At 49.4% G+C, this 11,843-nt stretch carries 11 protein-coding genes; 1 reads left to right on the top strand and 10 read right to left on the bottom strand.

Annotation, left to right across the window (positions count from 1 at the left end; genetic code table 11):
• Position 1: 1 nt before the first annotated feature.
• Positions 2 to 1,153: a WD40/YVTN/BNR-like repeat-containing protein gene (locus tag AC2YIT_RS29245; RefSeq protein ID WP_487281530.1), complete on the bottom strand. Its 1,152-nt coding sequence runs from the start codon at positions 1,151 to 1,153 to the stop codon at positions 2 to 4.
• A gap of 55 nt (positions 1,154 to 1,208) precedes the next feature.
• Between AC2YIT_RS29245 and AC2YIT_RS29240 the strand changes: the two genes are divergently transcribed.
• Positions 1,209 to 1,511: a YtxH domain-containing protein gene (locus AC2YIT_RS29240; protein ID WP_430849829.1), complete on the top strand. Its 303-nt coding sequence runs from the start codon at positions 1,209 to 1,211 to the stop codon at positions 1,509 to 1,511.
• A gap of 69 nt (positions 1,512 to 1,580) precedes the next feature.
• Here the strand turns inward: AC2YIT_RS29240 and AC2YIT_RS29235 are convergent, their stop codons facing one another.
• From AC2YIT_RS29235 to AC2YIT_RS29195, 9 genes are all read right to left on the bottom strand, one after another.
• The gene (locus AC2YIT_RS29235; protein WP_487281529.1) at positions 1,581 to 2,120 is read right to left on the bottom strand and encodes a DUF4136 domain-containing protein; all 540 of its coding nucleotides are present in this window, start codon (positions 2,118 to 2,120) and stop codon (positions 1,581 to 1,583) included.
• 21 nt (positions 2,121 to 2,141) lie between these two features.
• Positions 2,142 to 4,181, bottom strand: coding sequence for a DNA primase (gene dnaG / locus AC2YIT_RS29230; protein ID WP_487281528.1), 2,040 nt, complete (start codon positions 4,179 to 4,181; stop codon positions 2,142 to 2,144).
• A 14-nt stretch (positions 4,182 to 4,195) separates the two neighbouring features.
• On the bottom strand, positions 4,196 to 4,945 hold the full coding sequence (locus AC2YIT_RS29225; protein WP_430849823.1) for a TerC family protein: 750 nt from the start codon (positions 4,943 to 4,945) through the stop codon (positions 4,196 to 4,198).
• A 325-nt stretch (positions 4,946 to 5,270) separates the two neighbouring features.
• A complete protein-coding gene (locus AC2YIT_RS29220) occupies positions 5,271 to 6,242 on the bottom strand; it encodes a glycosyltransferase family protein (RefSeq protein WP_487281527.1) in 972 nt (323 codons plus the stop codon).
• The gene (locus AC2YIT_RS29215; RefSeq protein ID WP_487281526.1) at positions 6,235 to 7,626 is read right to left on the bottom strand and encodes an O-antigen ligase family protein; all 1,392 of its coding nucleotides are present in this window, start codon (positions 7,624 to 7,626) and stop codon (positions 6,235 to 6,237) included. Before AC2YIT_RS29215 ends, AC2YIT_RS29220 begins: the two co-directional genes overlap by 8 nt.
• On the bottom strand, positions 7,614 to 8,975 hold the full coding sequence (locus AC2YIT_RS29210) for a hypothetical protein (RefSeq protein WP_487281525.1): 1,362 nt from the start codon (positions 8,973 to 8,975) through the stop codon (positions 7,614 to 7,616). Before AC2YIT_RS29210 ends, AC2YIT_RS29215 begins: the two co-directional genes overlap by 13 nt.
• On the bottom strand, positions 8,939 to 9,667 hold the full coding sequence (locus AC2YIT_RS29205; RefSeq protein ID WP_487281524.1) for an acylneuraminate cytidylyltransferase family protein: 729 nt from the start codon (positions 9,665 to 9,667) through the stop codon (positions 8,939 to 8,941). Before AC2YIT_RS29205 ends, AC2YIT_RS29210 begins: the two co-directional genes overlap by 37 nt.
• Positions 9,667 to 10,812: a UDP-N-acetylglucosamine 2-epimerase gene (gene neuC / locus AC2YIT_RS29200; RefSeq protein ID WP_487281523.1), complete on the bottom strand. Its 1,146-nt coding sequence runs from the start codon at positions 10,810 to 10,812 to the stop codon at positions 9,667 to 9,669. Before neuC ends, AC2YIT_RS29205 begins: the two co-directional genes overlap by 1 nt.
• Positions 10,805 to 11,818, bottom strand: coding sequence for an N-acetylneuraminate synthase family protein (locus AC2YIT_RS29195; protein WP_487281522.1), 1,014 nt, complete (start codon positions 11,816 to 11,818; stop codon positions 10,805 to 10,807). The genes neuC and AC2YIT_RS29195 overlap by 8 nt, the downstream gene beginning before the upstream one ends.
• Positions 11,819 to 11,843 lie beyond the last annotated feature (25 nt).

Below are 11,843 nucleotides of genomic sequence, written 5' to 3'. Positions count from 1 at the left end.
GCTACTGCTCCACCAGCACCAGCTTCTTCTTTTTCTTTTTGGAGGAGATCTTCTCGATTTTACCAATTAAACCATTGGCTCCAACTCCGTAGCCCACATTTCCAGCGAAACTTAGTGCATGAAAACCCTCTGTGCCGAGCGAAATCCAGCTTTTCCCTCGGTCCAGGGAGACGCTGTTGCCGGAAGGGCCGGAGGCCACCAGTGCATAGTTGTCCGAGCGGATTTGTGTGTCGCCGTTCCAGGTCGCGTTGGTTTTGTGGTAAATGGCTACTGATTCTTTCAGGCCGGTGGGTTTGGTCATGCCTGATAGTGTCCATGTAACGCCACCGTCCGCCGTGAGAAGTACGTTTTGCGTAGAGTCGGTGGTCTTTTTATAATCTCCGCCTACGGCTATTCCATTTTTTTTAGACCAAAATCTCAATCCGAAAATGCCGCTTGTCGGTCCGGCGGGTAGTGGCGTGGAGGATACTTGCCAGCTCTGGCCGTAATCTTCTGTTCTGAAGACCCGCGCCATTTTGCTGCCGCCGGTGCCTATGAAGGCCACGCCTTTGCCGTTGGTAAGGATGGATGTACCGCTCGCCGCAAAGCATGCTTCGCCGGCCTCGGCTACCGGGCGTTTGTCGAGCGGGAGTTCCTGCCAGTTGTTACCGCCGTCTTCAGTTGTGAGAATGAACAGTCTGCCCTGAGTCGGGTCGCCGAGGCAAATGCCTTTATTTTTATCCCAAAAGTCGATTCCATCCAGAAAAACCCCATTCTGTGTAGTTTGGTACACAAGCTTCCAGCTTTCTCCGCCATCCTCTGTTTTGTAGATTTTCGCTTTGTCTTTTTCCGATTCACCGGCGCTCATTGCGATCGCGACCTGCTTATCGAATGCGTGGATGTCGCGGAAGTCGAGCGAGTCGGCGCCGGAAACTTTGTAGGTTGTCCAGGTATGCCCGCCGTTGGTAGTCTTCAAAACAGTGCCCCGTGTGCCGCCAATCCAGCAGACGGTAGGCGATACCGCGTGTACTGCACGCATATGGATCTTCGTTTTGATATCGATGACCTTCCATTGCGCCGTGCTCTCACCCGCCGTAATCAGTAATAGGGACGAAAGCAGGAATGTGAAAATGCCGTTTGTGGAAAATCGGCGCGCTGACTTGCGAAGTGGCACAGTATTTTGTTATTTTCAGTTCTAATGTTTTATCAACACAAAATAGGGAATTCGTATGAACAAGAACCAAAAATTTTTGATTGGCTCGATCGGAGCACTGTTGACAGGCATCGCGATTGGCCTTTTGGTAGCTCCTAAAAACGGAAAAGAAACCCGCAAATTGATCAAGAATAAGGCAAATGACCTGGGCGGAAACGCGAAGGATAAATATGAGAAAAGCCTTGAAGAACTGTCTCACCTTGCCGACAGACTTAAAGACGGGTTCCTGAAAAACGTAAGCAGCGCGAAAGAAAAAGCAAATGGTGTGGCCGATAGCGTAAGTGAAAAAGCGCGCGGTGTAGTCAACAACAATGCTTAGTAACTCCGATATTCACGACATTGAAAGGGTTGTTTCCGATAATGAAGCGACCCTTTTTATTGCCCTTAATTAAGGTATTTTGGCTATTATTTCGCTGACTACCTGGTTGATATCCTGAGCAAAGCTCTTCGTCTTTTCAGGAATAATGCCGCTCGCTCCTCCTTGCCATACCATCCGGTTATTCGCAGCGTCCACCAGGTCGATCACAATGGTACCTTCACGGTATTTGCCGGTTACGACTTCTTCGCTCTTCCAGGAATAGCGTCGTTGGCCCATGTAGCGCGGCAGGCCGTCGGTGCGGAAATCTGTTTGCCGGGTTTGCAATTGTTCTTGCACATTCAATGCAATATTGATTTTCAGGCTGGGGTCACGGGCCTCGTCGAGTCCGCGGGCTTGCAGGTTTTTGGCAATGGCTTCCTTGATAATGTTCACGTTTTTTTCAAAGTTTTGGGAAACCGTATCGCCTTTGGCTTCGATATCATAGAAGCCGTAAGTAGGGAAGTCAGAGAGCTTGAAGGAGTCTTCTTTTTTTACTTTCAGTAATTTATAGGATGGACTGCACGCGGTAATCAGCAAAAAAAGGCACAAGAAGGCCAGGGTATTTTTCATGACAGCGAATATTTAGGTTGATTATCCGATTACGCTTCCCAATTCCTTGGCGGCTGCCATGCTAATGCCTTTGTAGAACATAAATTCCGTCATAATGGCATGTTGTTCCTCTTCCGTCTGCGCGTGTACCGCTTGTTGCAGGCAAACCTTCATTTTCTCTTCAACGAATGCTTTTTTTAGCCTGAGAATATTATTGAATGCCGTTTTGTCCAGCACGTCTGTCTCAAACGGCACGTAAATCTCGTATTTCTCCTGCCACAGTTCGCTGAGTTCGTGTTTCTGAGTCAGCCACTCGATGGTCAGGTTCCTGATATCCGCTTCGTGGTGTTGCAGGAAGTAGTCGGTGGTCAGGACATGGTTCCGGGTGAAATTTTCACGGAACAGGGTCAGCAAGTGGCTGAAAACAGGGTCTTTCAGCTCGATTCCCTCGATTTGACCTAGCACATACTGACAAACTGTAATGCTCGGCTCCAACTCGCGCGCGCCGTGCACGACGAGCAGGCGCACGAAGGCTTCCTCCTGGTAATGCAGCTTCGTCCGCTGGAATGTTTCGGGAGCAGTTTCTTCCGGCACGAACGGATTGGCATCCGGCTCGCCCGCAAACGGCCCGAATCCATCGCTGAACAATGCGTCCAGGTCGTTCGGCCCTTCCGGGACGGACCGTTCCGGAGGTGCAAACCCCGGACTGGCAAGCCCTGAACCTGTATTGCTTTGCCGGGGTTGCCGTTCGGTTGATTTGGCAGTCTGCTGCTTTCGCATCAGCTTATTGCCTTCGGTGATCAGCATTTGCTCGTCCACCCGCATCATTTCCGATGTGCGGTGGAAAAACACCTGCCTTTTTATCGCATCGGGGATTTTGACGATGCTGTTGACGACTTCCTGGATCACCGCTGCCAGCCGGAAAGGATCGTTGCCTGCGTCCTGCAACAGAATTTCCGTTTTAAAAGTGATGAAGTCCTTCGAGGCTTTTTTCAAATGCGCTTTGAATGCCTCGGCGCCAACTCTGCGGACGTAGCTGTCGGGATCCTCATTGTCAGGAAAAAGGACGACATTTACATTCAAACCTTCTTCCAAAACCAGGTCCAGACCACGCAGAGCCGCTTTGATACCCGCCATATCGCCATCATACAAAATGGTGATGTTGGGCGTAAAACGACCGATCAGCCGGATTTGCTCGACAGTGAGCGAAGTTCCGGATGAAGCGACGACGTTCTCGATCCCCGCCTGGTGCAGGGAGATAACATCCGTGTATCCCTCGACCAGATAACAATGTTCCAGGCTGCGGATGGCGTTCTTAGCCTGGTAAATGCCGTAAAGGACTTCGCTTTTGTGGTAAACTTCCGTTTCGGGCGAGTTGAGGTATTTCGGCTGATTTTTATCAGTCTTTAATATCCTTGCGCCGAATGCGATCGTCTTACCCGCGATGTTATGGATCGGGAAAATAACCCTGCCGCGGAAGCGGTCGTAACCGGCCGTTTGGCTACCTTCCTTATGGATTAAGAGGCCCGCTTTTTCAAGAATTTCGGCCGAGTAACCCTTTTCTAATGCTTCTTTGGAGAAAGAATCCCAGTTATCAAGACTGTAACCCAGCTCGAATTTCTTACGGATTTCATTCGTAAAACCGCGCTCCCGGAAATAGCTCAGGCCGATCGCCTGGCCTTCCTCGCTGTTGTGGAGCTGGTGCTGGTAATAGTTTTTGGCATAATTGAGGATGATGTACAAACTCTCCCGCACATTCTGCCGGATAGTTTCTTCGTCGGTCAGTTCCTCTTCCTCAATTTCGATATTGTACTTACCGGCCAGGTATCGCAATGCTTCGCCATAGCCGATACCGTCGATGTCCATCACGAATTTAATGGAATCGCCAGCAGCCCCACAGCCAAAACACTTATAGATCTGCCTTACAGGGTTGACGTTAAAGGATGGCGTTTTCTCATTGTGAAACGGGCAGCAAGCCGAATAGTTGGCGCCCTTTTTTTTTAAGGACACAAAATCCCCTACCACTTCCACAATATCCGCAGCGTGCTTGATCCTCTCTACCGTTTCGGGGTTAATGCGCATAATTTTATAAATGGTCAGTTCACGCGATCGCGCAGCTTCACCGGATTTTTCTTCTTATCCAGCCTCATATTGAGCAATTCTACGAAGAACGAGAATGCCATCGCGAAATAGGCGTAGCCTTTCGGAATTTCGTAATGAAATGCTTCTGCCACGAGCAGCGTGCCAATCATCAACAAAAATGACAGCGCTAAAATTTTGATGGAAGGGTGATTATTTACAAAATCTCCGATTTTGGCTGCAAAAGCAATCATAATGAACGTGGATGCAATCACGGCAATGATCATAATCGGAACCTCTTTCACCAGACCGACGGCCGTCAACACGGAGTCGAACGAGAAGATAATGTTCAGCAATGCGATCTGAACGAGGGCGCTGCCAAACGACATCGATTTTTTATCCGAAATATCGCCCGATGGCAGGTCTTCCGGCTCACCTTCGAGTTTGTGGTGAATTTCCTTGGTGGTGCTGTAAAGCAGGAAAAGCCCGCCGCCGAGCAGGATCAGGTCACGTCCGCTAAAACCATGGCCAAACAGGGTTAGAACGTCCTCTTTGAGCCCGATGACCCACGAAATGGCAAATAAAAGCGCGATCCGCAGCACCAGTGCGATGAGCAAACCATTGTTTTGTGCTTTTTTTCTTTGATTGACAGGCAGTTTACCCGAAACGATTGTGATGAAAATTACGTTGTCTATCCCAAGGACGACTTCCAGCAACGTCAAGGTTAGTAAACTGATGAGTGCGTCGGTGGTAAAAAGTGATTCCATGAATGAGTCGGTGAGTGTTAATTGTACGAAAGTAATCAGGCAGAGTAGTTTGAGCAATAATTACGCCAATTTTCCGTAATTTTGAGGTACAAGGCATTCAGTGAGAAAATTTTTAAGGAAATGTCCATTATTTTCTGAGGAGAATTTAGAAATTCGCATTCTAAAGTTTTTTTCTGATTACTTTAGTTTGTTATTTTGCGGTAATGAAATTCAATTTGAAATTTATCTGAGCGATATATAGATATTAAAAATATAGTGTGTGTATAGTGTGAAACAGGGCATGGAAATTTTTCTATGCCTTTGTTTTTTATAGGCTGTTTATCAGTTAATTAGTATCACTTCCCTCAATTTCGCGATACAACTCAACAAGCGTGGCTACTACGTCGGGTGATTCGCAGGGTACGGCAATCAGCCGTTTTGCTTCTTCCAGTTTTGCTTCCAAATCGGTTCTCGAAAAGTTATTGAAAACACTGCAAAATGGTGGCCTCTGTACTGCCGCCGATGCCAGGACGGGTATTCCCAGTTCGCGGGCCTCGTGAACCGACAAGGATACGCCGTCGGTAGTAGTATTTCGGATAAATGCCTCGGAGAGCAGCAAAATACTTTTGAAATCGTGTAAGTGGTTGATAAAAAACACATTGCTTGGAATGTGTGTAGCGCATTGTTCGATATACGATCGGTATCGGCCGGATGGATCGGATACGAGAAGTTGATACGCTGGGCAACGTGTGAAGCGTTTGACCATTTCGGAAATGCCGTAGATCTCCCGGTCGTTTTTATCAAATGTCACATTCCAGGCATTCGTGCAGAAGGTCGCGCGGTAATACTTGCGACGGGATGTTAGTATTGCTTGCAAGGGGCCGGGTAGCGGTTGTATTTCGTGGTCAGCGATGTAAGTTGAAATCTCGCGTGTGCGAGGGTTGTAGCGTAACGCGTGAAGCAGGCTCATGCGCTCCTGTACAATCGGCACATGCGCGAGGCGTACTGATAATTTGACTGCCCAGTTTCCGGGAGCCCGGTATCTGTCCCAGCATCCGTGATAGGTGATGATCAGTTTTTTGCCTGTGAGCCGGCACAAAACGGCCAACACCGCTTGCGCCGCGGGGTTCGAAAAATGGATGTGAATGGTCCTATGTGTGGCTATTTTGAAGAGAATTTTCAGTGCCGAGGTCCTTCCGCAGTCGCAAAATTCGAAGTTGAATCCCATTTGCCGCAGACGCCGTATAAGTCGCTGCACGTGTATACTCACGCCTCCGATCGGCGGTGGTGTTTTTCCGATAATCAACAGTTTAGCCATCGGTAGGAACAGATTTGTTTTTGATGCTTTTGGAATAATAATAAATGCAGACAAGCAGTATAGGTGCAATGCAATTGATTGTGAGGCTTTTGGCGGGTATGATTACAAAGACATATCCAACCGAATGGACAAACCCCAGGTAGACACTCAAGGCCATAGGTAGTATCCGGTATGGGCCCGCTGTCGCTTTGACCAGATAATAGCCCAATGCCGAGAACAGCCCATACAGATACAATATCCCGATTAGCCCTTGCTCCGCCAGAATCGTGAAAAACATTGAATGCGCTTCGCGGTAGCCTGGGCCGAGCAGCTCGAAACTCCCTGTCCCATGCCCAAAAAGCGGACTTTCTAGAAACAGGTCGTATGCCAGCCGTCGGATCTCGGCTCTTCCGCTAACCTCCTGAATCTTTTGCAAATCGGGCCCAACAGTTCGAAAGTCCGCAAAACGCAATTGCCATGAATACGCCAGATCCGAATTAATAAGATGAATCAGATTATTGAAACCTGCGCTGATTACAACAACTAGCGTCACAAACCGAAGCTTGTGCTTCCAATCACTCACAGCCCAAATTGAAGCGAGGAGATAAGGCAGCACAATAAAGACCGCGCCGCGTGAAAAGGACAATATAACCACCAGCAGAAAAAGAAGAATCAATAGTGGTGCTGCGAGCCAGGAATGTGCCGAGCGCATAGCGTAACCTATCGCAAATGGCCAAAGAAGTATGAAATAGGCCATTGTTACGTTGGTATCTGAAATGTTACGGGTTACCAAAAGGTTGCTCGCGCCTTTGTATTGTGCACCGAAATACACGAGGCCCAATGTCCCGATAGCCAGCACGATGAAGGTGAGACAAAGCGATCGTTCCAGATTGACCGGAAACGCCGGATGCCGCGAAATAATGCTGAGATATAGGAAATACAAGGGAATGGTGACGAGGAGCAAAGTAAAAGCGCCGGTGATGATTCCTGCGAGGTTCGGAGAAATAGCGACAGACAGGAAATTAAATGCCACCCACGATGCTGTCAGGCTCTTTTCAGCCCTCGTAAGGTTCGCTTTAAACCGGATCAGGACGGATAAGATGTAGAGGTCAGCCACTAGAAAAGGAAGCAGCCGCCATAGTGAATTGGCTCCGGCAGGGAAGTCATATTTCTGAAACAGGTGTAAAAACTGGCTCAGAACCGGGATGCTTAGCACATAAAAAAGTTTGTGTTCCGATGGGACGATCAGTACGGCAATGCAATAAGTATAGAAACCGAAGACGAATACAGTTTGAAATGTACTTCCACCGAAAATGCGCAATGAATCGAACAGCAATAGGATAATCCATCCAATGCCGATGGATAGCAAGCCTATGGTTCCCGCCGCGATGATCATCCTAACCATTCCCGGATGCATTGGGTGGTTATTTGCACAGCATCGGGTGTAGCTTGGTGAATCGCTGGTTTTACCACATTTCTGAGGTTGCCGCGAACATTGTGGCCCAGTGATATTTCATCCAGTTTCTTAAACAGCTCCCGACGATGGTAAACGGTTTGCGCTTTCAGATGATCAGGAAGCAGCTGTTGATGGGAATAATCGTAAAACCGTTTCACCGATCTCGCATAATGCACGCCTGTATGTGCATCATAGGCGATGCTGATGCTGGGTTTGTTACAGGCCAGGGCGTCCAGCAACATAGTGGATGCGACCTGCACGCATACCGCGCAGCTTGCCAATTGCGAGTACAGTATTTCAAGGAAATCGGTGGGCGGTATCTGATTTTTATGATGACCAAATGGTTGGAAAAAGCGAACGTTTTCAATATCGCGGAAGTGATCGTACCGCCTCGGATCGTCACCCGGATGGCATCTTACCAGAATCACAATGTCGGCGTGCTTTTCCGCGTAGTCGAGAAGGTCGTGGATAATGTAGTTTTGACAGGAATGGTGTTTGGTAGCGCCTGTCGCGAAAAGGATGACTCGTGTCGGCAGCCCGATCGCTGATATATCGACGGAGCGCTGACTTCGATACGATACTTCCCGAAAGTAGGTGTCGAATCTCGGGACGCCGGTAATGCGTATCAGCGTACGATCTCCCAAAGTGGTGTAGAACCGGTCATATTCGAAAGCGATCTGTTTGTTCCAAACCAGTACCATGTCAGATTTAGCATTGATGACGCCTTTGGAAGTCAGGTTATCCCAACTGATGATGATCGATATGCAGGGGATTCCATGCGCTTGGAGCGAATTGGTCACAGTATTCTCGCGCAGATCGAGTGGGGAAGTTGAGATCAATGCCTGGAAGTGATATTCGGCAGCCAAGGTACCAACACCCGGCAACGTGGTGCGACGAATGAGCCAGTTCCTGATAAAGCTCAATAGCGAGCCGCTGAGAAATGTGAGTGTGAGGCTCCTTTGGGAAATGCAGAAAAGCCGATGAGCGACCAGACTCCGTTCCATGAGTTTGATACGGATGGTTTCCAGATTAAAATAATGGCCAAAAAGCAGCATCTGGATGCTCCTAAGCCATTTTAGAGGCTTTGAAACGGTCGGGACCGGCAACGGCAGCAGGTTCATATTTAACCGGAAATGCCTATTGAACCGCTCGATATCGGCGGTTGTCAGTAAATCCGACATAATGGAAATCCTGTAATGCTCTTCAAGCGCGGCCAACAGCCCGGAATGAATTACATTGATGATCGCAAAAGGGTTGGTTATTAGTACGAGAATATGTTTTTGGTTAGCTCTTTCCATTGTTGAACAAGGTTTTCTGCCAGTGTCCAGTCGACTGGCGTGTCGATATTGATCCCAAATGCATGATTATTCAACCAGGTCGCTGTTTTACCACCGGTAATCAGCCCCTCGCAAATGAGTGACGTGCGCGTAATGTAGATCTCACCGTCGCGGTGATAGGTCGCGGGGAGATCCTGCCGTCGGGTAAATGTTGGATGTTCGGATACTCTTTCAAGCCCGTTTTCCCCGAAAGCATACGCCCAGTAGGGGTTGAAGGCATCGGGGATTTTTCGCAAGGTGACGAGGCTGTCCGCATTTTGCTGGACGATGTAGCGGACAGTGTCGTCGATAATGCCTGGTGCGCGGAACGGGCAGGTGGGTTGGAGTAATACGATGTATTCAAAGCAGCCTCCATGCTCTTCCGCATAATTCAGCGCATGGGTAATCACATCGATCATAGGCGAGTAGTCCGTCGCCAGGTTCGCCGGTCGTAAAAACGGCGCGGTTATTTTGGCAAAACAATTGGCAAAGAATGCGGTTTCCGGGCAATCTGTTGAAACCAGGATCGTATCCAGCAATTGCGACCGCTCCGCTGCTTCAAAAGTGTACTGGATCAGCGGCATTCCGTCAAGCAACTTCATATTCTTGCCGGGAACGCCTTTGGACCCCATTCTCGCCGGAATGAGGCCCAGGACTTTTTGAAATGCCGTCATTAGGTAGTGAGAAGGTGTTTTTTGAGGATAAATGGAATCGTCGCGAGCTGCCGGGCAATCTGCTCTCCGGCGTTGCCTTTCCCATATAGCGTTACAGGCGCGAAAGGCCCATGCGCAAGCTGGCGCCGGACGGCGGATATAATAATCTCGGTTTCCGGTATGCAATCCGTAACATTCGGGCCGCGTTCGCGGCCGTTTTGCCTGCTTCCGATGTTCACCGCCGGCACACCCAATGCGCTGCATTCTCGTATCCCGACACTGGAATTACCAACAAAGCATGCACATTTTCTGAGCAATTGCATGAAGTGAGCAGATTCCATGTTTTTGAAAAAATGAAAGGGAAGACCGGGATACTGCTCTCGAAATGCCCGTATGCCCCGGGCGGTACCAGCGGTTCCAGAGTCGGCATTGGGCCAGAACCAAAGGACGGGCATATTCAGAGCTGCCATAGCATGTAAGGTATTGTCGATCTGCCATTTGGAATGTGCTGCTTCTGTGGTTACGGGATGTTGCAGGACCATCAGATACGGGGCACTCAAATCCGGTTTTGATCCCACACCTCCATAGGTTGCGTACGGGTTGAAATCAAGATTTTTATGTTGATATACCAGGTCTATTGATGGGCAGCCGGTGTGGTAAACCTTGTGCGGTAAAAGCCCCATGTGAATGAGACGTGCCCGCGCACTTTCGGTCGCTGTAAAATGCAGGTCGGCCAGTTGGGAAATGCTGTTTCTGATCCGATCGTCGATGTTGCCGGTAATTTCGCCGCCCTGAATGTGAGCGAGCGGGATGTTCATATTGACAGCCGCAATAGCCGTTGCGATGGTTTCGAACCGGTCGGCGACGGTAACCACCACATCCGGACGATGATTGGCAAAAAACGTAGCCAGTTCGACGACAGCCAGTCCGGTTGTTTTGGCGGAGGCGGTGTCGCTTTCCACATCCAGCAGGTTTGGTATAATGGCTGAAACCGGTAAGTTCTCCGCTTCCAGTTGCGGAAGAATGTTTCCAAACCTATCTATTAAAGCACTGCCGGTTACAACAATCTGTAATAAAAGGTTAGGATGGGCGTGGATGGCCGTCAGTACGGTTTTAACCCGGCTGTAACTGGCCCGGGCGGTGAGTACAACGCAGATTTTACGCATGGCAAAGATGGTTTTCGGTGAGGAACTCCCATTTCGCGATATCCTTCACGAGTGTTTTACCCAAAACCTCCTGGTACCTTGCTGCCGGCATTCCGAAGCCAGCCGGCTTTTTAGTTTCGAGATCCGAGCATTGAATTTGCTCGCCCTTCCGCAAATCTCGGTTAACGGCCAGTGACTTGCCAAACATGCTCTTCATCCTTGAAAAAGCGGCATTTGCATCCTTATTTACGGGAAAGTTCAAGGCAGTTTCGATTTTACGGACGCCCGCGATCAGGGTGGCTGCTTGTCGCAAAGTCAGTGACGAAGAGGCATCGGGATTGCTCATTCGCTTATCGAACGTAACGTGGAATTCGAGCAGGCGCGCGCCGAGAGCAGCCGCGGCGAGGCATGCGAAAATATCGCCTGAGTGGTCGGAGAAGCCCACCGCAACCTGGTAGCGCTGGCTCATTTCAAACATGACGTTCAGCCCCCATTGATGTGGCTTGGTGGGATAAGCCGTTGTGCATTGAAGGATGGAAACCGGCGTTCCGCGCGATTGCAGAAAATCAACGGCCTGGTCCAGCTCTTTCCATGAGCTAAGCCCCGACGATAATATGACGGGCTTTCCGGTGCCTGCTACCTTATCGAGCATGGGTAGATTATCCACTTCCCCGGAGCCGATTTTAAAACCGAACACTCCGATTTCGTTGAGTAATTGTACTGCGGCCAGCGAGAACGGACTTGCGAGAAAGTCCAGCCCTGCTTTTTCGCAGTGTTTTTTGAGTCCGTCCCATTCATCCGGGCTGAATTCCATGCTTTTCCAGTAGTCGAAACGCGAGCCGTTTTGGTAGGGCATTTTGACCCGGAAATCTTCGTAAATACTGCTCTCCGCGTCGGCAATGTGGACCTGGAACTTAGCGGCATTGGCTCCTGCGTGGGCGAGCGCGTCAACGTACGCATGTGCGAGACCGATGCTGCCTTCGTGCGCCTGGCCAACTTCGCCGATAACATAAATGTGTTGTTTCATAGGTGTGTTTAGTTGATTAAATGGA

This window comes from Dyadobacter sp. SRI_021 (assembly GCF_057586235.1).
This window is presented reverse-complemented; position numbering and strand designations above follow the sequence as displayed.